Annotated in this window: 15 protein-coding genes and 1 tRNA gene; 11 read left to right on the forward strand and 5 right to left on the reverse strand. The window is 53.7% G+C overall.

Going from position 1 to position 23,257, the window contains the following annotated elements; translation table 11 throughout:
• Positions 1-45: 45 nt before the first annotated feature.
• On the forward strand, positions 46-654 hold the full coding sequence (locus tag A6X21_RS15895) for a trans-sulfuration enzyme family protein (RefSeq protein WP_438822579.1): 609 nt from the start codon (positions 46-48) through the stop codon (positions 652-654).
• A 104-nt stretch (positions 655-758) separates the two neighbouring features.
• On the forward strand, positions 759-1,916 hold the full coding sequence (ispG, locus tag A6X21_RS15900; RefSeq protein ID WP_068849603.1) for a (E)-4-hydroxy-3-methylbut-2-enyl-diphosphate synthase: 1,158 nt from the start codon (positions 759-761) through the stop codon (positions 1,914-1,916).
• A 190-nt stretch (positions 1,917-2,106) separates the two neighbouring features.
• Here the strand turns inward: ispG and A6X21_RS15905 are convergent, their stop codons facing one another.
• Positions 2,107-3,012: a DMT family transporter gene (locus A6X21_RS15905; RefSeq protein WP_068849605.1), complete on the reverse strand. Its 906-nt coding sequence runs from the start codon at positions 3,010-3,012 to the stop codon at positions 2,107-2,109.
• Between the two features lie 416 nt (positions 3,013-3,428).
• Here A6X21_RS15905 and A6X21_RS15910 point away from each other — a divergent pair, with 416 nt between their 5' ends.
• The 3 genes from A6X21_RS15910 (at position 3,429) to A6X21_RS15920 (ending at position 7,264) form a co-directional block, all read left to right on the forward strand.
• The gene (locus A6X21_RS15910; RefSeq protein ID WP_165603823.1) at positions 3,429-4,394 is read left to right on the forward strand and encodes a YybH family protein; all 966 of its coding nucleotides are present in this window, start codon (positions 3,429-3,431) and stop codon (positions 4,392-4,394) included.
• A gap of 81 nt (positions 4,395-4,475) precedes the next feature.
• Positions 4,476-6,194 carry a hypothetical protein gene (locus A6X21_RS15915; protein ID WP_068849610.1) on the forward strand — a complete coding sequence of 573 codons (1,719 nt, stop codon included), beginning with the start codon at positions 4,476-4,478 and terminating at the stop codon, positions 6,192-6,194.
• 999 nt (positions 6,195-7,193) lie between these two features.
• Positions 7,194-7,264: transfer RNA gene (locus A6X21_RS15920), tRNA-Gln, on the forward strand.
• On the opposite strand, the gene A6X21_RS23775 is transcribed toward A6X21_RS15920, so the two are convergent.
• The 4 genes from A6X21_RS23775 to A6X21_RS15940 form a co-directional block, all read right to left on the reverse strand.
• On the reverse strand, positions 7,235-8,176 hold the full coding sequence (locus tag A6X21_RS23775) for an SGNH/GDSL hydrolase family protein (RefSeq protein ID WP_083233659.1): 942 nt from the start codon (positions 8,174-8,176) through the stop codon (positions 7,235-7,237). The two genes, A6X21_RS15920 and A6X21_RS23775, sit on opposite strands and share 30 nt — an antisense overlap.
• Before the next feature lie 1,141 nt (positions 8,177-9,317).
• Positions 9,318-10,061: a hypothetical protein gene (locus tag A6X21_RS15930; RefSeq protein WP_131818378.1), complete on the reverse strand. Its 744-nt coding sequence runs from the start codon at positions 10,059-10,061 to the stop codon at positions 9,318-9,320.
• Between the two features lie 426 nt (positions 10,062-10,487).
• Positions 10,488-10,919 carry a DUF1801 domain-containing protein gene (locus tag A6X21_RS15935; protein WP_068849616.1) on the reverse strand — a complete coding sequence of 144 codons (432 nt, stop codon included), beginning with the start codon at positions 10,917-10,919 and terminating at the stop codon, positions 10,488-10,490.
• A gap of 143 nt (positions 10,920-11,062) precedes the next feature.
• Positions 11,063-12,655: a thiamine phosphate synthase gene (locus tag A6X21_RS15940; protein WP_110766476.1), complete on the reverse strand. Its 1,593-nt coding sequence runs from the start codon at positions 12,653-12,655 to the stop codon at positions 11,063-11,065.
• Positions 12,656-13,069: 414 nt separating this feature from the next.
• On the opposite strand from A6X21_RS15940, the gene A6X21_RS15950 reads away from it, so the two are divergent.
• The 6 genes from A6X21_RS15950 to epmA all read left to right on the forward strand — a co-directional run bounded on the left by A6X21_RS15950 (position 13,070) and on the right by epmA (position 23,257).
• Positions 13,070-15,628, forward strand: a complete 2,559-nt coding sequence (locus A6X21_RS15950; RefSeq protein WP_068849620.1) for an ATP-dependent Clp protease ATP-binding subunit — start codon at positions 13,070-13,072, stop codon at positions 15,626-15,628.
• Positions 15,629-16,410: 782 nt separating this feature from the next.
• Complete coding sequence (locus A6X21_RS15960) at positions 16,411-17,766, forward strand: DNA-directed RNA polymerase subunit alpha C-terminal domain-containing protein (protein ID WP_068849624.1); 1,356 nt, start codon at positions 16,411-16,413, stop codon at positions 17,764-17,766.
• 258 nt (positions 17,767-18,024) lie between these two features.
• Positions 18,025-19,443 (forward strand): SpoIID/LytB domain-containing protein, encoded by a 1,419-nt coding sequence (locus tag A6X21_RS15970; protein ID WP_068849628.1) that lies wholly within the window; start codon positions 18,025-18,027, stop codon positions 19,441-19,443.
• Between the two features lie 56 nt (positions 19,444-19,499).
• Positions 19,500-20,681 carry an iron-containing alcohol dehydrogenase gene (locus A6X21_RS15975; protein WP_068849630.1) on the forward strand — a complete coding sequence of 394 codons (1,182 nt, stop codon included), beginning with the start codon at positions 19,500-19,502 and terminating at the stop codon, positions 20,679-20,681.
• A 165-nt stretch (positions 20,682-20,846) separates the two neighbouring features.
• Entirely contained in the window at positions 20,847-22,172 is a 1,326-nt protein-coding gene (locus A6X21_RS15980) for a PQQ-binding-like beta-propeller repeat protein (protein WP_068849632.1), read from the forward strand.
• A gap of 32 nt (positions 22,173-22,204) precedes the next feature.
• Positions 22,205-23,257, forward strand: coding sequence for an EF-P lysine aminoacylase EpmA (gene epmA / locus A6X21_RS15985; RefSeq protein ID WP_165603824.1), 1,053 nt, complete (start codon positions 22,205-22,207; stop codon positions 23,255-23,257).

Genomic DNA, 23,257 nt, shown 5'->3' on the forward strand with positions numbered 1-23,257 from the left:
AGGCCAAGTTCTCCCCCATCGTTAAACCGCGTACTGGCATTGACCATGACAGCCGCAGAATCGACTTCCTGCACAAATGCACGAACCAAGTACCTCAATGGCCATAGTGATGTGGTCGGTGGTGCCGTCATCTGCAAGCATCAGCAGCATGCCGAACGAATCAGTTATATCGTGAATGCCATGGGCCTGGCTTGTTCACCATTCGACGCCTGGCTGGTCTTACGCGGGGTGAAAACCCTGGGCCCTCGCATGGAAGCTCATCAGCGTGGAGCGGATGCAGTGGCTCGCTTTCTGAATGAGCATCCCGGTGTCGAGAAGGTTTACTATCCCGGTTTACCAACGCATCCCGGTCATGACCTGGCCAAAAAGCAGCAATTTGGTTTTGGGGCGATGGTCAGCTTTGAACTCAAAGGCGGGAGGCCGGCCGTCGAGAAATTTCTTTCCAGGCTGAAGATCTTCCAACTGGCAGAATCGTTAGGTGGTGTCGAATCACTGATTGATTACCCGGATACAATGACTCACTCATCAATGTCCCAAGAAGATCGACGGACTGCGGGCATCACTGAGAACACATTGCGGCTTTCCGTGGGTATCGAGCATCCCGATGATCTCATCAACGATCTGGCTGCTGGTCTGTCAGCAGCCAGTGAGTAATCAACCGTTAAAAGGATGACTGGTGCTGCGGTCCACTGGCTGCGTCATCAATATGAGTGCATTTGCTGTGGTTTATGTGAGTTGTCGATCAGCAGGAACAGGCCATGGAATTGCGTCGTAATCCGACACGTGCCGTCCGAGTGGGCAGTTGTACGATTGGTGGTGGCCATCCGATTGCCGTACAGAGCATGACAGCAACGCACACCCAGGATATCGACGCCACTGTAGCGCAGGTGCTGGATCTGGAAAAAGCCGGGGCGGATGTCATTCGTATTGCTGTCGATAGCCCGAAAGATGCGGCTGCTCTGAAGGAGATTCGCAGGCAGGTCAAAGCGAATCTTTCAGTCGATCTGCAGGAGAATTATCGATTGGCCGAACAGGTGGCTCCTTATGTCGATAAGATCCGCTACAACCCGGGGCATTTGTATCATCATGAGCGTTCCAAACCCTGGCAGGAAAAGGTCGCTTACATTGCCCAGGTGGCGAAAGATCACGATTGCGCCCTGCGAGTGGGTGTGAATTGTGGCTCAGTCGATCCTGCCAAAAAAGTCGATGATTACGGTGGCGACGAAAACGGGCCACTGCTGGCCAGCGCATTCGAACACTGCGAGTATCTCGATTCGATTGGCTTTACACGGTACGTGGTTTCGATCAAAGATTCCGACCCGAAAAATGTCATCGAAGTCAACAAACGATTTGCGTTACAGCGGCCCGACATTCCTCTCCATCTCGGTGTGACGGAAGCAGGTCTGCCGCCGGATGGCATTATCAAGACGCGTATTGCCTTCGAGCAGTTAATCAGCCAGGGGATCGGCGACACGATTCGCGTTTCGCTGACTGTGCCGAACAATCGCAAGCACGAAGAGATCGAAGCGGGACGCAAAATTCTGGCCGATATTGCGGCTGGGCGCGTGAGATCGTTCGTCGATTTTGGTCTCGATACGTTGAACATTATCAGTTGCCCCAGTTGTTCCCGTGTCGAGAATGAAGCATTCATTGATCTGGCTCAACAGGTCAAGGAGATGACGGCCTACGCGAAAGATCACAAAATCACGATTGCTGTGATGGGGTGCCGGGTCAACGGACCGGGTGAGACTGATGATGCAGATCTGGGTCTGTGGTGCGGCCCCAATCATGTGAACCTCAAGAAGGGCCCTGTTGAGTTGGGTCACTTCAAATACGATGAGATTCTTCCCAGGCTGAGACAGGAACTTGATCTGGTCATCGCCGAAAAAGGCGGGCAAGCCTTAGCGTCGTCCTGATACGTTTTCCATGAAATAAGAGCACTCGATGTGCCATGCTTGCAGCTCTGGGCAAGCATGTCTTCGCGACCAATATCGCATTTCCTGCCTGGAAAACGCATGAGATTGGATTCATTTCCAGCGTATGTGCGACCGTGTGATCACGACCAAAAGCTCTTTGCGTTGAATCGACGACCACAAGCGAAGAAACTTAACTTGATTTCTGATCCAGTTGAACAAACACGATCCCTATCGCAATACAAACACCGGCAATTCCCATCGCTGGAGTCAGTTGATCACCTCTCAGTATGGAGGCGAGTGCAATCCCCATGAGCGGGGTGAGAAAGCTGAAGATCGCAATCTGCGATGCCGAGTGCCATTTCAGCAGCCATGTCTGTAATCCAAAACAGAGCCCTCCCACAAGAAAACCCTGGTAGGCCAGAGCCAGCCAGCCTGATGTTGAGATTTTGTGCCATTCGACATGCTCTGTGCTGAAGCTGAGCAGGGCAAACAGAACAACGGCGACCACATCGTGCCAGAAGATCAGTTGCGTCGAACCAATCACTTTGAGTGCCTGCTTCGAGTAGAGCAGTTTTGCCGCAAACAGGAAGGCACTGAAGAGCGTCACCAGATCGCCAGCCAGTGTCGGCAGATCCTTTTGTTTTGGTTCGCTGGTTTCGATGGAAAGGATTAACCCCGTGACTCCTGCCATCGCGAGCCAGAAGCCACCCCAGGCATAGTAGCCCAGGCGATACTGGCGAGTGACAAAGTGATCGCAGACCACTACGAAGAAAACGTAGCTGTTGATGAGCAGCGATGAGTGACTCGAACTCGACCAGGCAACGCCAAGAGTAAACGTCCAGATCTGCAGGGCCAGCAATGTTCCCGCGATGAGAACCGGTCGAAACTGTCCGCTCTTGAGCGCCAATGGGGCTCTTTCGAGTACGCACCACCCCAGCATAAAAATTGTGGCCAAAAGAAATCGAATGCCCGAAACTGCGACAGGAGGGAGCACATCTGTCGAAAAACTGGTCGCCACGGGGTTTCCCGCCCACAGAAAAACTGTCAGCATTGTCAGCGAAAAAGTCGTTGCAGTCAGTGGCTGAGAGCGAGACAACGCGGAAAGCTCCTTGAAGAGTGATGTACGACTGGAAAGTTCAATTCAATCCGAATCGCTACCAATTCTGCCGATCATGCAGGAAATTCGCTGTGAATGCTCACATTCCGGGCTGGCCGCTTCACTGGCATCGCAAAATACGAGCTAGGTTTTAGCCTGAACTCAACCAACCGTCGACGTGCAGGTGTGCAGGAACAAACTGTTCATAGAAATTCATTCCTTTTTTGAAATCTGGACAAGTAGACTAAGGGAGACTTTGCCTTATTGCACGATCGACCACTCAATGATACGGCTGAATAACGCTATACTCGAAATGTTCAACAGGCTCGGTTCCCTGCACAGGCCTGAAAAACAGAACTCCATGCCACGTTCTAAGAATCACCCGGGATCTCATGTCGTTTAACACAAGGGTCGCTATGCCTCGTCAATTCTTCTTCGGTCTCAGTCTTCTCTGCGGGATGGGGGCCATCGTGGCCGATGCCCAGTCTCCCACGCCAGTTCGTGTCCCCGCAGCCACGCCAGCCAAGCCAGCCGCTGCCGCTCAGGCGGTATCCGAGAATCCTGAACTTGCTGCCATTCGCCAGACATCAGCAGCCTTTGTCGAGGCTTTCAACAAGGCTGATGCTAAAGCGATTGCACAACTCTGGGCCAAAGAAGGCGAATATGTCGATGAGAGCGGCCAGGTGACGGTGGGGCGATTAAAGATCGAAGAGCTGTATCAGACTTTCCTCGCTGCACATCCGAAGATGCAAATCAAGGTGCAGATCGATTCATTGCGACTGCTCAGCGACCAGACGGCCATTGAAGATGGCCGCAGTATGCTTTCCCCATCAATTCCAGGGGCTCCCGCCTTTTCCCGCTATACCGCGATCCACGTTAAAGAAGGGGGATCCTGGAAAATGGCCAGTGTGCGGGATCTTCCAACCGCCAATCCCGCAGCCAGGCGTCAACTGGCCGATCTGGATTGGCTGGTCGGCAAGTGGGTGGCTGAAGAACATGGTTCGGTCAGTGAATCCGTCTTCGAGTGGGCCGCCGGTCGCAGCTTCCTGAAGCGAACCTACACCGTGACCCATCCCGATCGTTCGGTCACTTCGGGTATTCAGATCATTGGTTACAGCCCACTCACCGAGCAGATTCAAAGCTGGAATTTCGGTTCCGATGGATCCGTCGCAATCGGCATCTGGACATCACAGCCCAATGGCTGGGCAGCAGCCATTCGAGGACTGACCGTGGAAGGAACACCCACATTCGCCGTCAATGTGCTCACCCGCATCGATGATCAGGCCCAGAGCTGGAAATCGATTGAACGCCGCGTTGGAGACGTTCCCCTGCCCGATACGCCGGAAATCATCCTCAAGCGTCAACCCGCTTCCGGCAAGTAAACATTCGAGTGGCATCTGCATCACGTTTGAACAAACAACAGCCTATTTCCGGGCAAAATGGCCTGACTCAAGGAACATCATATGATTCGATACAGTTGGATTTGTCTCGTCGCTGCCTTAGTTGGCGCGACGGTCGCTGATGAATGCCACGCTCGTGGATTTGGCGGCGGTGGTTTTGGTGGAGGTGGCGGTGGCTTCCGCGGCGGCGGAGGTTTTGGCGGTGGCGGCGGCTTTGACCGTGGAGGCTTCGGTGGTGGCGGTGGCAGCTTCGGCGGAGGCGGTTTTGATCGAGGCGGCGGCGGAAGTTTTGGTGGTGGCGGTGGCTTTGACCGTGGCAGCTTCGGCGGCGGCGGTGGAAGTTTCGGTGGTGCCGGTGGCTTTGACCGTGGAGGCATGGGCGGCCAAGGGCTTGGCGGTGGTAGCTTCGATCGTGGAAACATCGGCGGCCAAGGTCTGGGTGGCGGTAGTTTCGATCGCGGAAATCTCGGTAGTCAAGGACTTGGCGGTGGAAGCTTCGACCGTGGAAACTTTGGAGGTGATTCTTTCAATCGTGGCGATCTGGGAGGCTACGGCAGCGCTCCCTCCCGGAGTTCTTTGAACAGCTTTCTCGGGCTCCCTTCTGATGAAGGGATGCATGGACTCAGTTCCTCTGGTGGTTTCGGCAGCAATGTCGACGTCAATCATGCGTCGTATGAAGGGCCACGTGGTACTACTGCCAGTGGCACCACTGTCACTGGGCCCGGAGGAAACACTTACGGCCGTGGAGCTGTTGAAGGCCCCAATGGTGGAGTTGCCGCTGGTCGTGGTGTTGAAGGTGCGAATGGTGGTGCCGCAGCCCAGGGAATTGCGGTGGGCCCCAATGGTGGCGTGGCTGCCGGTGGCGCGGTCCGAGGGCCGGGTGGTACTGAGGCAGCTCGCGGAGTTGCCGTGGGGCCAAACGGCACCGTAGCGGCTGGTGATGCCGTTCGCGGGCCCAATGGAACTGTGGCTGGTCGCGGGGTTGTTGCAGGGCCCGATGGTGGTGTTGCCGCTGGCCGATTTGTTTCGGGCTACACACCCATGTCGCCCACTGGACGATACACGACCGCCTATGGATGCCGTAACAGTTTCAACAACTACAACTATTACGGAGCTGGCTGGTACGGGGCTCACCCAGGAGCGTGGGCGGCCGCAGGTTGGGCTGCTGGTGCCGCCTGGAGTACTGCGACCTGGGGCCTGGCAGCTCCATATTGCGGGTTCTACGATGTTCCACCCGTTTACTACGATTACGGCAACAACGTTGTCTATCAGGGTGGACAGGTCTATGTGAACAACCAGGATATGGGAACCTCGGCGGATTACTACAATCAGGCCTCGAACCTCGCCAATACAGGAAGTCAGCTTCCCGTGACGAATCAGGGCGATTGGCTTCCTCTGGGTGTCTTTTTACTCTCGATGAGTGGGCAGACCAATTCGACAACTTCAGTTCAATTGGCTGTGAACAAAGCCGGGATTATCCGGGGCAACTGGGTTGATTCCAGCACGAATAAAACGCTCCCCATTTCTGGTGCTGTCGATCTGCAAACTCAGAAAGTGGCCTTCACTGTGGGTTCGGATACCAGCACGGTCTACGAGACGGGACTCTACAACCTGACCAAAGACGAAGCACCGGCTCTGGTTCATCTTGGCAAAGACAAGACCGAACAGTGCCTTCTGGTTCGGTTAAAGAAACCCCAGGGGGATGCCGCTGGAAATCCCAATGCGACCGGTGACGCCAGCTCCAATGGTGTGCAGATCTCTCCCGGGAATTCGAATCCATAACCGTAAGAGTTCTATCCGCTGACAGGTTTTCTTCAGAAGTGTGTCGCGTGCCATGTTTGCAGCTCTGGGCAAGCATGCTTTGGCAACTAACGAAGAAATGTCGTTTCCCACGAAATTTGTCAGCTCTTCCTGACAAAAACCTGTCATAGAAAACATCAAGGCCGTCGTGAGCCCCCCTGGCTGACGACGGCCTTGCGATTTCCGATCATTGGCCCTGAGCCGCTGATCGTCCCTCTTTCCCATGGCACTCGAATTCGTCTCAAGACGTTGCTGAGCCGTTGGTCTCAGCGATTCGTGGCCTGTCTCTACCGTTCGTGTTGCAAGCCGTCCCCACAGCCCGCAGCGAGGGAATTACTTAAGCAGAACCCGTGCCAAAACTTGATTCGTTGCAAAGCTGACAACAAAAACCTCCCAGGTTACCCTCTTTGACATTTCTTGTTGAAAAACTTGCAACGATTGCCGGATTGTCGTGTATTTTTTTCAAATCACCAGCCGGCTTTAAGATCCGCAGTGAGAGATCAGAATCAGAAATCCCGACTGGCTGATGTTTTCAACCCTGAAAATCTGGGGAGAAATCCACCCGAACTTCCGTTTTGTTCCAGTCGTTCTCGTCGAACATCAATCTTCCAGCAACTGAGACAGCTTTTACTTATGAAAGATCGATGCCGTCCCGTGGAACTCACGCGGAATCTTGTCGTTTTGACAAACTCTCGCCCGGATTTTTTAGGAAAACTTTCGTTTCGGACCCTCGCCGCCGATTCCCAGCTCTCCCCAGGCCTCATCAAGAGCGTCGTAGACAGACGAGTACGCGACATTCGATGCCCGAGATTCGGACCAGCCCGAGCAAGAAAATCGCCCAGTTTGACTTTAGCTGTTGGTCATCGTTGGCTATACTCGTGCGAGTCGAGGCGGCAATTTGCACGTCAAAAAGATGTTTTTTGAAATCTCAGAAGACACCTCCGTCTGCAAACGTACTCCTCACCTGGCGAACTCCGCCACTGCCTGATGGTGTAATGGTAGCACGAGTGACTCTGGATCACTTAGTTGAGGTTCGAATCCTCATCGGGCAATTTTTCTGTGTGATCGATTGCTGGTTTCTCGGCCGGCGATTCGCTGATGGCGGTCAGGTATGCAGGCTGCACCAGTCGCCACACACTTTCTGCCATCTGTTGATGCCCTGCCTGTGAAAGGTGGATGCTATCCAGTGTGGCCCCCTGATCCGCGAGCAGCGACAGGAATATTCTCCGCGGAATCAACTGGACACCGTACTTGTGCGCCAGACTTCGCTGAATGCGTCCAAATTCATGATAGAACGGCGGCAAAGGCAATTCGTACATCACGATCTGCCGTCCAGGTGTGCTCAACCGGTTGAGGAGCGCATCCAGATCTGCAGCGAATTGCTGCGAACTGGTAGAACCCAGGATATCGTTGCCTCCGATCTCGACCATCACAACCGGAGCCTGAATCTCGATGTTCTGGATACGCTTCAGTGCGGACCCCGCTGTTTCACCAACATGCGAGAGATCCTGGACCTGCAGTTGATGTTGTCTGGCGATGATCGCCGGCCACGTCTCGGATCGATCTTCACCACCCATCCCCGCAGTGACGGAATCTCCAATCACTGCCAGGCCGCGATTTGCCACAGGCTGAAGTGTCGGAATCAACAGATACGGCAACTCTCCGATCGCAACAGCCAACCATAAGACGGCGGCTACCAGGGCGGCGAATCTCTGCCGGGATGTGTCAGCCCGCATGAGTAAATACAACCAGACCAGCGTAGCCATCCCCGCCATTGCCAGCAGCCAGAGGGGAATCGCAATCGACGATGCAGCGATCAGAATCAGCCCCAAAGCAAACGCCAGCCCCCACCATCGCTTCCAAGTTTTGCGAGCTGCCTGCGCGAGTCCGAAGCTGGCAAGCAGTAACACCAACCCGGTAAAGAAGGCCTGCCCGCTCACCACATGGTACACAAGCCCGTTCATGATGCACGCTCCCGCAGCCTCTATTCTGCCCGCCAATCGCACTTCCACTCATCGCTGAATATCGACGATCCGTTCATTTTGGCGTTGATCTGATCCTGATTCCATGGGCAGCACACTTCCGGCTGAAACTGCGAATTCCACCAGGGCGACCTCCGCTTTGCCGGACTCGCCATGTTTTACACAATGGCTTCTTAAGACATTCGCCACCCAGACATTCAAATCCACGCCAGGCCCACTCTACCAATCAAGTCAAACGCATGCACAACTCACGAGATTCCTCTGGCGACATCATCTGGGACGAAAAGATCATGACCCGACTGGCTGGGTCGAATATGATTGTGACTCATCAGTTTATTGGGAAGCTGGAAACAGTCATGGATGAGGCAGAATCAAATCAAATGAAACCTGCGAAGTCTAACGCGAAGGCTCCTTCAATATCCCTGTTGGATAACTGCAGAGATCTATCGCTATCGCTCTTTTGTGGAATGTGTGGTCTTCTTTCATTAAGCCCCCTGTTCGCAGCGCTAGACCAACAGGGTTCGTCGTGGATCATTCCCCCATTACTTGTTGCAAGCTTCTTCATGAGTGCATTGTCCGGATACTTTGCTTGTCGAAGATGTTTTGGGCCTCGGCATTATACCGGCATGTGCCATCTCATGCTTTTCATTTGTGTCGTGTTTTTGATAACAATGTGTTTCACCGCCGTATCTCAATCGTTTTCTGGTTTAATGCGAGTAACGCAATCTACCGAGTGATCCATCTTATGGCACGAAGTGACCTAAACCATCGACTGCTTCGCACACACGTACGATTTTAACATCTGGGTAGCGGTTGTCATACGAAATACTCAGTAATAGCCTTTGTATCCAGCGTTACAATTCTGTTTTTTTCAAGTTGGCGATACACATCGATGGTGTATATCGCCTCAAATAAATCGATATAGCTTTGACTCCCAAGGGATTGACAAGAGAACTTTCTGGCAAAAGGCTAAATTCAACCATCGCGTCCAAGCCGCTTACACACCCAAAGCGGTGCCAGTTCGATCACAACTTACACAAGCCACAGAGCCAGAAAGGCAGGCGGGAGCCTGTCCTACTTACTACTTACTAAAGAATCTTGCTTCGAGGCATCAGTGATAACCTTATTTCCTCAACGCTTTCAGGGCTTCCTCTATACCGATTTGCGATGAGGCCATCTCGACTGCTTGATCTAAATTTCTCCACTCGTCACTGTCTCTGGGTTGCCGATCTCGTGCCTTCTCCAGTTCCAACCGAGCTTCTGCATTGCCAGGACAAATGGTCAGAAGCTCGGTCATCAGCAGTCGGTTCTCAGGATTGTCTTCGACACGAAGTCGATCAATCGTCGCTCCACAGGCCGGCTCACCAATCTTCACTAAAGCATCAAATGCAGGCCTATGTAATCGATAAGGTGGAGAAATTGGTCTGGGTGGAGGTAAATGAAGTTTCGAAATCCGATTTAAGAGCAATTCAACGCAACCTTTCGCCCTGACCTCCCCAGCAACATATATCCAATCATCCTCTTCTGCGGTCAGTCGTTCCGACAATCGAAAGTCACGTCCCTCCGGAAATTCCCAGTCCCCTTTCGTGACGACAGACTTCCCAGTTACCCGGTATGGTTGATGGTGGCCCGATGGGCCAACATCCTGGATTCGGCAGAGATTGACCTCAACCTGTTTTACGAGTCGCCCATAATCATTGACTATCTTTCGAGAAATATCGCTTCTGTGCAAAGGGGCGATGTCAGTGGCCACTGAAGGTGCTGCTATGCCATCTTGCAAACAAGAACTAGACAGATCTTGGCAAACAAGAACAACAGTTGCGAGAGCCGCAAGGCAAGAAAATGCTATTACACTAGAGTTCTTCATTATTTTCACCTGGGAGTGAAGTGACTTACCATATCCTCAGGAGGAATATGTGACAAACTTAACTCATTACGAATCACCGTGCCCGCGTCACCATCGATCTGGGCAGTATAGCTCAAAGTCTTTCTGGAAGAACATCTCACCGGGCCATAGCCAAAATCAACAGAGGCCCATTAATAAAAATAACATACGTTTTGGCCGTTCTTTGTATGCTAAAGGCAAATTGTGATGGGCATGCTGGGATATCAAGGTCAAACAACTTACCAGTCTTTCCAACACGAGGATCCAATCCAAGCTGTGCTGCATCACTCGTGTCATCCGGCGTGCAAGCCGCTTACACACCCAAAGCGGTGCCAGTTCGATCACAACTTACTTAAGCCACAGTGCCAGAAAGGCAGGCGGGAGCCTGCCCTACTTTCTGCTTTCTATTCACATGCGTTCGCCCGGCAGTCGGCTGGCTTGCTGTACCCAGTCGGAGAATTGAGCTTCGTCGATTGTGTCGTTCTCGTAAATATCCAGGTAGCGAACGGTCTTCTGCTTCGACTCACCCGGCGGCGGAGGGTTCAGGAAAGCACCTTGGAAGAATGCCACCTTCACATACTTCGTCAAACAATGTACGCCGAGAAAGTAAGCGTGCTCCTCGACCCCATAGAGAGGCGAGTTCCACTTCACCGCCTTACGCACATCAGGTACGGCTTGCGAGATAATGGCGTCAATGCGGCGGCCGACCTCACTCTTCCAGCCCGGCATGGCTGCGATGTAGACCTGCACCGGTTCATCGCCATAGCCCTTTGCAATCTGCGGATTGCCACCTGAAAGTCGCTTTGGCTCTGCAACCTTTTCGATAGGCTTTCTAGCCATCTGAATCTCCGCCTTCCGAACTCGTTTTGCTCTTAACAAGCTATGTTGAGAATACTTAGCAGTTTCAGCATGTCAAACTCGATGTCACCCGTCGACTGCACCCCACTCGACTTTCTTCCCTATCAAAAACGGTCATTGATGACCTAACCGCCATTCAGAATTTCCAGCAGTTGATTCGCTGCGTCGTAGGGTTCTTTGGCTGAGCAGATGGCGCTGGAGACGGCCAGGCGGGTGGCTCCGGCGGCGACTACTTCGGCAGCATTTTCAGTGGTAATACCGCCAATGGCATACGCCGGGAGATCGATCTCCCTGGCCACTTCACGCACGTATTCCAGTCCCGCATACTCGACAAATTCTTTGGTCGTCGTTGGAAAGGTCGGGCCCACGCCGATGTAGCTGGCCCCTTCGATCACTGCCGCTTCTGCCTGCTGGAGAGAATGTGTCGAAACACCGACCAAGGGCCGGGGCCCCGCGATCTGACGCACCTGGGCGATGGTCAGTTCGTCTTGCCCGACGTGGATACCATCGGCTTGAGTCAGAGTTGCCAGATCAGGACGATCATTCATGATCACAAGGGCGTCGTATTCATGGGCCAGATCCAGTACGAGCCGAGTGTGATCGAGGAGGCGGCGATCCGACATCGACTTCTCGCGGATTTGCACAATTCCCACACCAGCCCGCAGCGCTTCCCGCAAAGTCTGTCCCACCGGGCGATGGCACAGCTTTTCGGTCAGCAATAGATAAAGCACCCGTCCCTCGAGTGTTGTTTGTGAGAACTGGCCGATTCGCACAGCCTTTTCGAGTGTGTAAGACTGATAACGAATCGCTTCGATCCGCGAAGCAAAATAGCCATTGATGATTTTGCCGTATTCTTCGAGCGACCGCAGCGATTCCTGCAGACGTTTGAAAGCAGCCGCAATCACATCGTTGGCAGAACCCCGCATGGTTTCGGACATGATCGTGATGTGCGTGCCGACATCGTTGGGGGTATCTCGACTGGCGAGCAGAGCCTCTTCAGGGAGCATGCGTAAAGCTGTGGTCAGCCGATGCCGGAGTTCTTTGAGTTCACGAGAGAACCAGCCATCGTTGCGCACCATGCGGACGGCATCTTCAATGACACGCAATCCCTCACGAGCTCGATTGCCGGAAGCATCGAGCAGTCGGTAAACCGCTGTCAGATTTTCAGGCGGTGCGGTTTCAGGCAATAAAATTTGCTCGTGCTCAAGAGGTGCCCCGCTAGCAGAAGTGGCGGGCCCCGAGATTTCCTCGACAGGTTTCGCCAGTGCGATCCGTTCTTGAGCCAGCCACGCCGTCAGCCAGCCGTTCGTTTCAAAAAGCGCTCTCAGCAGATGCTCAGTCCCCACCTCTGATCGTGAAACTTTGTGGGCTTCGTGGCGGGCCTGGCGGATCATGCGGTCAAAAGCGGTCGAGAGCGACGACGATCGATCTGTCTCATCGCTGACGGAAAATGGCAGGCTGGGGAGAAAACGCTTCATCCGTTGACGCAGGTCATCAATTTCGAGCCCCTGCTCGATCAATCTCTGATGGGCGACCGATTCTTCCTCCAGCAGCGCCCAGAACATAGCCGCTTCCACCACCTGGTCACTGTTTAACCGGGCAGCTGAGTCGTGTTGCGAAAAGACCTCAGGCGTCACAGGAGCCATAACCGTTGCATCAGTCAGACCGCGTGCCGCTTCGATAACACGCAGGGCAGCGGCTGTCAGAAAGTGTTCCATGGCAGGCAGAAGCCCTTCGGTTTGGACATTTGGAATTCTGGAATTGTCGAAACAATTTTTCAGAGGAGGAGAACCGTTTCTGCAATTCCGGGAAAAGACTCTCCCGGCGGCATCACTGCAAACCCGGCCGAAAACAGTCTTATATCAAAATCGGCATTACACTTCCGTCGTTCAACAACCGGCAAGGTCTAGCTTGTCTGACTCACTGGCCACCACTAGAATCAAAAACACGTCAGAACGACTCCCGATCATGAATGATGGCATGCAAACTGCTGAATTATGGGCGGAATCGTTATGAGTGGTCGCAGAAAAAGGTATAACTTGTCTGCCAGCCTGCATTCGCAGGCGACTTGCAGGTTGCCAGTTCTGGCCACGTGACACTGGAGACCTACCCTCCACTATCGGAGAATCGCTGTGTACGAACGTTTTACGGATCGCGCTCGAAAAGTCATGCAGCTTGCCAATCAGGAAGCTCAGCGGTTCAATCACGAATACATCGGGACTGAACACATCCTTCTCGGCTTGGTCAAGGAAGGGTCGGGTGTTGCGGCAAACGTTCTGAAAAATCTCGATGTCGATCTTCGCAAGATTCGGCTCGAAGTTGAAAAGATCGTCCAAAGCGGCCCCGAGCTCGTCACCATGGGGAAACTTCCTCAGACCCCTCGTGCTAAAAAGGTCATTGAGTACGCCATGGAAGAGGCTCGTAACCTCAACCATAACTATGTGGGAACCGAACACCTGCTGCTGGGTCTCATCCGCGAGCAGGAAGGTGTTGCCGCTCAGGTGCTCATGAATCTCGGGCTCAAGCTTGAAGATGTCCGCGAAGAAGTGCTGAATCTTCTGGGCCATGGCATTGAAGGGAGCGAAGGGACCAGCGAACGCGGCAACCCTGCGACCGCCGGTGCCGGCTCGTCAACGGGTGGCTCGACCTCTGGCAAAGGCTCGAAAAGCAAAACGCCAGCACTCGACAGCTTTGGCCGCGATCTGACCGAACTCGCCCGGCAATCAAAACTCGATCCGGTGATTGGCCGAGAGAACGAAATCGAACGCGTCATTCAGATTCTTTGCCGTCGGCAGAAAAATAACCCCGTACTGCTGGGTGAAGCCGGTGTTGGCAAGACCGCGATTGTCGAAGGCTTTGCCCAGATGGTGGTTGATGGTGCTGTCCCCGAACTTCTTCGCGATAAGAGAATTGTGGTTCTCGACCTCGCCATGATGGTCGCAGGGACAAAGTATCGCGGTCAGTTCGAAGAACGCATCAAAGCCGTGATGAACGAAGTTAAGCGTGCAAAGAACACGATTCTCTTCATCGACGAATTGCACACTCTGGTGGGTGCTGGCGGTGCTGAAGGAGCCATCGATGCTTCCAACGTGCTCAAGCCCGCTCTGAGCCGTGGCGAACTTCAGTGTATTGGCGCCACCACTCTCGACGAGTATCGCAAATACATTGAGAAGGATGGGGCTCTGGAACGACGCTTCCAGCGTGTGGATGTCGAGCCGCCCAGTGCCACACAGACCGTCGAAATCCTCAAGGGACTGAGAGACCGTTACGAACAGCACCATCGCGTGCAGATTACCGACGATGCGCTGGCCTCGGCCGTCGAACTATCCAACCGATACATCACATCGCGCTGCCTGCCCGATAAGGCCATCGACGTGATTGATGAAGCCGGTGCTCGCGTTCGGCTGAAATCCATGGTGCGTCCACCCGATCTGAAGGAACTCGAAGACGAAGTCGAACGGCTCAATCAAGCGAAAGAAGAAGCCGTTGCGAATCAGGATTTTGAGAAGGCAGCTGCTCTGCGTGATCAGGCCGACAAGCTCAAAAAGAAAAAAGAAAATCTGAATCGCGAATGGCGCGAGAAGTCCAAAGAGACAGATGGCGTCGTTGATGCGGAAGTCGTCGCCGAAGTTGTCTCAAAGATGACTGGGATTCCACTGACACGACTCTCGAGTGAAGACGCCGTTCGTCTGTTGCAGATGGAAGCGGAACTTCATAAGCGGGTTGTCAGCCAGGAAGAAGCCATTAAGCAGGTGGCCAAGGCAGTGCGCCGCAGTCGTTCGGGTCTCAAGGACCCCAAGCGGCCCATTGGTGTCTTCCTGTTTGCAGGGCCCACGGGTGTTGGTAAGACTTTGACCGCCAAGACGCTGGCCGAATTCATGTTCGGCGAGCAGGATGCCCTCGTGCAGATCGACATGTCTGAGTACATGGAGAAGCACAACGTGAGCCGCTTGATCGGGGCACCTCCCGGTTATGTCGGTTACGAAGAAGGTGGCCAGCTCACCGAGAAGATTCGCCGCCGGCCCTACGCCGTCGTCTTGCTCGATGAAATCGAAAAGGCACACCCCGATGTCTTCAACATGCTACTCCAGATTATGGAAGAAGGACATTTGACCGACAGCTTTGGTCGCAAGGTCGATTTCAAGAATACGATCTTCATCATGACGACCAATGCCGGTGCCAAGGTCATTAGCCAGGGGAACACCTTTGGCTTCGGCAAGCAGGATGAAGATTCGAGTTACGAGCGGATGAAGCAGCGGCTCATGCACGAGATTGAGCATGAATTCAAGCCCGAATTCCTGGGCCGTCTCGATGAACTCGTTGTCTTCCGGCCACTCACTCGAGACCATCTCAAGTCGATTGTCGATATCGAACTTTCGAAGGTTCGCGAACGTCTTGCCGAGAAGAACATTCAACTCGTCATGACGGATGCTGCCCGCGAGTTTATCGTCGAGAAGGGGAATGCCACCGAGTACGGTGCCCGCCCACTTCGCCGTGCTGTGGAGAACTACATCGAAGATCCACTCGCCGAAGAGTTACTCAAAGGTTCCTTCGAAGGGAGCAATCGAGTGGAAGTCATCGTCAAAGAAGTGGGAGAACTCAAGCATCTTGAGTTCGAACCATCCCGCGTCGAGACGGAAGAAGCTGCTGTGGCAGTCGCCGAAGTGGCCAGTGGTGAAGCCACCGTCTGATTTCAGCAAGACGGCAAGCCAACATTTTAAAAGCTGTCAAGTCCCTAGACTTGGCAGCTTTTTTGTTTCCACAACGTTTTTGATCGATGAGAGAAGAAACTTTCTACCACTGATTGAGGAACTGCAGTTAGCGAAATCGACAATAAAGGTCAACAACTTCGAGAACTTCAGGCAGCTCTTCGATTCCGAAATGTCTGGTTTTCCTGGGCAGGGGGAGCGTCTGGAACGTTATTCCACGCGGCCACTCGAAAGAGATGACAGCATCTGTGGCAGCGAGCCATGGTCGTCACGAGCGACAACACGCCCGCTTGTGCCGAGCGGCTGCGATAAACATCTGTGGTTTTACATCGAGGACATTTCATAAAACTTTCCGCACCATTTTTGTTGACGAACAAACTTCCACCGAGCATCAGCACGAACAATTTCAAAAACTCAAGTTCCATGCCATGAATCGGGCATTTTGAAGAGTGCGAGATACCAGAGAATCGAAACGTTAGGAAAGACAATCTTCTTTCGACCGGATTTTTGAACTTCTCGCCCTCGCTAAACACATATACATAAGAACACACCCTCTCCTGTCAGTTCAGCGTATCTCCTGAAAGAAGCTTGATTCCAGGCAATCCTGGCGAAGGAAAGTCTCAATCCATCAGTCGAATGTTATTGATCGGCAAGAGAGCTTTCTTTGGTCAGAGTTGCAGTCAGCTGTTCAGATTGTTTATCCTTTCGGGTCCGTGGTAATTTTGCCATTAGCCGTAATACATGCGAAAAAGTGCGAGGCGACCTTGAAGTCTTTGGAAGCGGTTGACGTTCGTGCAATTCTGAGTGGTAAGAACTCCTTAAGTGCTGACGATCTGGTTCAGCTTCGCCGGGCGATTGCCGGTGACCAGGTGGCTTCCACCCGAGTTGAGTTGGAAGCTCTGATCCGAGAAGTGGAAGCAGGCAAAGAAGACATCGGTCCCGCCTCTCGTGCCGGGATCGGTGCCTGGCTGCTGGGGCAGCATGCGATTGCTGACAAAATTCTTTCCCGTTTAACGACCGACCCTGTGGCCCTTTATGCCCATGGGCATGTTCTGCAGGCACTTGATCAATTCGAGGCTGCTGCTGAAAAGTTCGCTGCCGCAGCAAAAGCTGGTTTCGACCCCGTCGAATGTACACTGAAGCGTGCTGGTGCCATCCGGTTGGCAGGTCAGCTCGATGAAGCGGAAAAAGCTGTCCGTCAATCCGGAACAGAAGGTGCCCGCCGCGCTGAATACTCGTATCAGATGGGCTGCATTCTCTCAGATCGAGGCGACACCTACGGTGCGATTGAGTATTTCGAGCGTGCCGTCGATATGGATCCTCATCACAGCCAGGCGCTCTTCCGCCTTGCTGAACAGAATGCTCTCTACGGCAACGATACAGAAGCGATTCGTTTGTACGAGCAGGCTCTTTCCCGTCCGCCCTATCATCTTTCAGCGATGCTGAACCTGGGCCTCCTGTACGAAGACCGTGGCAACTACGCTGCGGCTGCTTTCTGTTTCCGCCGGATTCTGGCATTCGACCCCAATCATGTGCGTGCCCGCATGTACATGAAAGATATCGAAGCCACCCAGGAAATGTATTACGACGACGACATGGCTCGCAACGAAGCCCGTATGGCTCAGTTGCTCAGCCGTCCTGTCACCGATTTTGAGCTTTCCGTACGCAGCCGCAATTGCCTGGCAAGTATGGATATTCATACGCTGGGCGACCTGACTCGCGTCAGCGAAAGTGACCTTCTCCAGGGCAAAAACTTTGGTGAAACATCGCTGGTGGAAATCCGCGATCTTATGCAGCAGCATGGTCTCAAGGTGGGCCAGAATCTGCAGCCAAGCAAGGCTCGCGATGCCACATGGGCCGGGATGCCAGCTTCGGCATTTGCGCCAATTGGTAACGATCTTTCGCCACAGGAGCAGGCTCTCCACAGTCGTCCCGTCTCGGATCTGAATCTTTCGGTGCGTGCCCGCAAGTGTATGGCTCGGCTCCAGATTGGTACTCTTGGCGAACTCGTCCAGAAGAGTGCCGACGAACTTCTGGCCACCAAGAACTTCGGGGTGACTTCACTGAACGAAATTCGGGCTCAGTTGACAGAACACAACCTCAAGCTTCGAAACGACTAACTTGTTAGCCCTGCTCTTCATCGAAAGAACAGTGCCAGACCACTTTCCAGATCAGCCCGTGAAGACAATTCTTCGCGGGCTGATTTCGTATCCAGACAGCGATCATCCATCGTGGCCATCGACCAAACTTGTCTGGTTCAAAGTTGCAAAAACCCCTAATCTTGCCAATTGTCAGGCTTTGTTTGGCTCTCAGCAATCTTTGAGCTGAGCCAGTCTTGTCTGATGTTTTGCCCTGCCGGTCACTCGCAAGGATGCGTCATGCCAGCTCAGATCCGCCATCGTAAGGATTCGACAGCCGCTGTTCTGATGATCATTCCCGGCATCTTACTTCTCGTCATGCTGGCTGGCCTCCATCAATTGCGCAGTCGTTCGCCTGAACTGCGGCCTCTGGTCGATGTCGATGTTCGCCGCAGTAGCTTCACCTCTGGAGGGATCCCTGGTTCTGCGACAATATCCCGCTTTGAACCGCAGCAGATTCGTGTTGTTTTACACGAAGGACTGCTCTCCTCGGCCACCGTGGAATGTACGGCACCTTACATCATCCACGATTTCATCTCCGGTCGACCATTAGCACATGGTCAACTCTTGAGAGCAGCCACGATTGAGGCCATGCCAACGGGTTTACGAGTTGGGCCGCATCTGCTCGATACATCCGCGATCCGCATTCTTCCTCAGGGAAATGCCTTACTGGGCTTCGACAATCATTTCTATCGCGGCTCGATGACAGTTCACCGCACTGGCTCTGAACAAGGCTTGAAACTTAAACCCACGTTCTCTCTCGTGAATCATGTTCCCCTGGAAACTTATGTGGCGACCGTCGTCGATAGTGAAATGCCCGCCACTTTTCCTCAGGAGGCCCGCTGCGCACAAGCGATTGTTGCACGCACCTATGCCATTGCCCGGCACAAAACCGCTCTCCCCTCTGCTTTATTCGATGTCTACGCTTCCACCCGCAGCCAGAAGTATCTCGGGGCGGAATACATCAATCGCGAAGGTCGTCGCCTCAAAGGAGAAACTGCTGCCGGAGTCGCTGCCGCTCAAAGCACTGCCGGCATGGTCGTAACCTACGAAGGTCAGATCATCACCAGCTATTATTCAGCCGTTTGTGGTGGCAGAACTCTCGATGGACAGACAATGTCTCAACGCACTGCGCCGTGCCTGAAGAGTGTTGTTTGCGAAGGGTGCCGCAACGCACCTCTTTACCGCTGGCAAGCCAGTATCTCCGGGCAGGAACTGCTGCAGAAACTCTCAGATTCTCGAAAGTCTGCCGACATCTCCACGATGCCTCCGGCGAACCTCGCAACTCTCATGACCATTCGCATGCGCCAGGATAGCAAAGGGAGTTTACCGACCTTTACCCTGACTGATGGTCGTAACTTCCAGCAGTTATCTTCGATGGAACTGCGTCGTATGCTCGGAACTCGCGAGCTTCCCAGTCCTCAGTTTTCGCTGAAGCTCACCAATGATCAAATTGAAATCGAAGGCCAGGGGAGCGGCCATTGCGTGGGTTTCTGCCAATGGGGGGCTCGCGGATTGGCCCAAACAGGTCTCACCGCTCAAGGCATTGTGCAGCATTACTATCCCGGCGCCGATGTGGTGAAGTACCAGGCACAGCCATTGCACTTTGCGGAAGCTCCCCATGTGACCTCGGGCACACCGGGTAAGGCCACTCGCTAAAACCTCCCCGAGCCGTACAATCCCTGATCTGGATTGTCGTTTCGGGAGCAGTCAACATGCAGTCATGGCAGGTCAACGGCCCAAAACTCGTCAAGTTCGGGCCCAAAGTTCGAAATGAGGTCATCCCGCTCGCCAGAGCCATCGCCCGCCGAGCGATTGTTCTTGTGGGAAGTCGGACTCTCAGGCAATCTTCTCTCTGCCAGCCATGGCTCGAAGATCTCCAAAAGCAGTTGCCCGTCGAGTGCAGTCTGCAATTGCCGGCACGCGAGCCTCAGGTTGATGATGTCGACAACCTGGCCCATTCACTTCGAGAGTTGTCTGCGGGGCCGGACGATGTCGTGGTTGTCGTGGGTGGTGGCTCGTCCATCGATATGGTGAAAGCCGCCTGTGGTCTGGCCACACAAAAGGAGGTGAAATCCTGCCAGGATTATCTGGAGGGTGTCGGCACAGGCGCCAAACTGATTCAGGCGCCACTCCGCTGGATCGCCTTACCAACCACTGCTGGAACAGGTGCTGAGGCCACGCGCAATGCCGTCATTTCTTCAAATGACTCTTCCACCAGCAGGCCGTTCAAAAAGAGCTTTCGTTCCGACGAACTTTACGCACAAGCGGTCTTTCTCGATCCCGAATGGACACTTTCACTCCCCCGGCAAGTGACCATCTCATCAGGGCTCGATGCCTTGACTCAACTCCTCGAAAGTGCCATCAGCAGTCGGTCAACGCCCTATACCTTTATGCTTTCCCAGCAAGGGTTCGCCTGGGGGCTCCCCGCTTTCGAGCAATTGTTGCAAGAGCCCGATAATCTTGATGCTCGCGGCAAAATGCTCTCCGCAGCTTATCTTTCTGGTGTGGCACTGGCCAATTCCGGCCTGGGTGCTGCTCATGGTGTAGCGGCTGGCCTGGGAGCGATGCTCCCGGTTCCTCATGGTCTCGCCTGTGCAGTCATGTTGCCTCATACATTGGCTTACAATTTTTCGACCAGCCATCCAGCACTCGAAATCATGGCCAGATCCGCAGGTCACTCAGCAACGACGAACTCCTCGGCAGCATCGCAGTTGCTGGAGCGGATCACTCAACTGGTGCACCAGTGCCAGATTCCCCGGCGATTGCGGGATCTTGGTGTCACTCAGGAGATGATCCCACAACTTGTCGAGCTCTCTCAAGGAAACAGCCTGCAAGGCAATCCGCGTCCGATCTCGCCAACCGAACTCGAACAGTGGCTGGGTTCCATCTGGTAAGCTCGTCTTGTTGGGGAATGTCTCGCACGGTTAAGGAAATGTGCAGTATTTCAGTTTCATCAAAAAACCATCCTGAGGCCTCTTGATCTGACCGGTTCAACAGTAGACAACATCAACACCGGTTGATTTCAAGACCAAACGAGCCTCTCCTGAAAAAGGAAGCACATGATTCGTCGACAATTGCGGAACATCAAATGGGCAGCTCTCTGGGGTTCAGCTCTGAGCTTCTCAATGTTCATCATGGCGAACCCACTCGCTCTGGCTGCTGAACGAACCACCGACTGGCCCGGTTGGCGTGGTCCCAATCGTGATGCCATCAGTACCGATAAAGATCTCATTCCCAATTGGGAAACCAAACAACCCGAACTGCTCTACGAAGTCGAAGGCCTGGGGGCAGGCTATGCGAGTGTCTCGATTGTCGATGATGTGCTGTATACCTCTGGTAATAAAGGCTCCACACAGTCGGTCTTTGCTGTCGATCTCAAAACAAAAGAGATCAAATGGGCGACACCCATTACCAATGAAGTCCCCAAGCATGGGTACGAAGGCTCACGAACGACTCCCGCAGTCTCCGATGGCAAAGTCTATGCCGTCGCTTCCAGCGGGGCTCTGGTCTGCCTGAATGCTGCGGATGGCAAACCACTCTGGCGCAAAGATTTCGTCAAAGAGTTTGGCGGCAAAATGATGTCCAGTTGGGGTTTCTCCGAATCCCCACTCGTTGACGAAGAGCGCGTCCTTTGCACACCGGGCAGCAATAGTGCGATGATCATTGCCCTGCAGAAAAGCACTGGCAAACTGATGTGGAAATCAGCAGTTCCTGATTTCGGCCAATCGGGCGGTTCCGGCGCTGGCTACTCGTCGATCATTGTCAGCGAAGCGGGCGGCGTGAAGCAGTACGTCCAACTCGTGGGCCGTGGTGTCATCGGTGTGCGGGCCACCAATGGCCAGCCACTATGGGGCTACAATCGTGTTGCCAACCCGACGGCTAACATCCCGACACCCATTGCCAGTGGCGACTACATCTTCGCCTCCTCAGGTTACAGCGAAGGTGGCACTGCTCTGCTGAAAATCAACAAAAAAGGAACCAAGTTCTCTGCCGACGAAGTCTATTACAAACCTGCCAATGAACTGCAGAACCATCATGGCGGCATGGTCATGCTGGGTGATTACGTCTACATGGGCCATGGCCATAACAATGGTTTTCCGGTCTGTGTCGAATGGAAAACTGGCAAGATCGTCTGGGGTGGCCGTCAGCGTGGTGCCGGTTCGGGTTCGGCAGCAGTTGTTGCTGCGGATGGAAATATCATCTTCCGCTATCAATCCGGAGAAGTCGCTCTCGTGGCAGCCACTCCCGAAAGCTACAACCTCAAAGGTTCCTTCCGCCCCAAAGTGACCAACGATCCCTGCTGGTCGCATCCCGTGGTTGTTGGGGGCAAGCTCTACCTGCGTGATCAGGATGTTTTGATGGTCTACAATCTGGCCAACAACTGAACTTCCGCTTTGTGATGGAAAGAACAACCGACGTGCAGGCTGACGACTATCTCCCTTCGGCTTCGATGAGTCTTCTGAAGCTACGCTCCAGCTTGATGGCAGCAGCACGTCAGTTTTTTCTGCAGGCGGGGTATTGGGAAGTGACCACGCCCATTCTGTCATCAGAAATGGTGCTCGATAGCTGGAGTGATCCCTTTATCACGACAGATGCCGTGACGGAAAGACATCTGTTTCTGCAGACGTCTCCCGAAGCACACATGAAGCGATTGCTCGCCGCCGGCTCAGGGCCCATCTTTCAGTTCAGCAGAGGGTTCCGCAAAGGAGATTTCGGACCCAGGCATAATCCCGAATTCACCCTGCTGGAATGGTACTTTCCTGAAGGTGAACTCACTGATCAGATCCAGTTTGTCGAGAACTTCATCCGCCTCTTCTTCTCCGAGGCGACCCGACTGAGAATTCAAACAGCCCCTCGAAACCATGATTTTTCACGACCAGTCAGCAGTGGCCGATTGCTCCCTTCAACGGCATTTGAGCGATTAACCTATAGTGCCGCGTTCGAGAGATTTCTGGGTCTGGCTGCTCTGGATGTTCCCGTGGTGGAACTGATTGCGAAAGCCCGACAACTGCAGTTGAATCTCCCCAGCCTCGATGAAGATGACCGCGATGGCTGGCTGAATTATCTGCTTGTCAATGCCATTGAACCTCGTCTCGGATTTGAGCGACCAGTCTTTTTGATGGATTATCCCGCTTCACAGGCAGGGTTGGCCACGACCAGACCGCTCTATCCTGCCGGGCCGGAAGTAGCCAATCGATTCGAGCTCTACATCGATGGGGTTGAGCTTTGCAATGGCTATCACGAACTGACCGATCCGGTCGAATTGGCTCACCGAGCGCAAACACACGCCCGCCTGCGCGAGAAAGCCGGTCTTCCACCAATTAAGCCACCACAACGGCTCATGTCGGCCATGGCTGCCAATTTCCCCTCAGCCACGGGCGTCTCGTTAGGTTTTGATCGACTCGTGATGCTGGCACTGGGCACGAGTACGATTGCCGACATCATGAGCTTTGCCTGGGATCGCGCCTGA

Origin of the sequence: Planctopirus hydrillae (assembly GCF_001707835.1) — a bacterium.
Taxonomy (GTDB): Bacteria; Planctomycetota; Planctomycetia; order Planctomycetales; family Planctomycetaceae; genus Planctopirus; species Planctopirus hydrillae.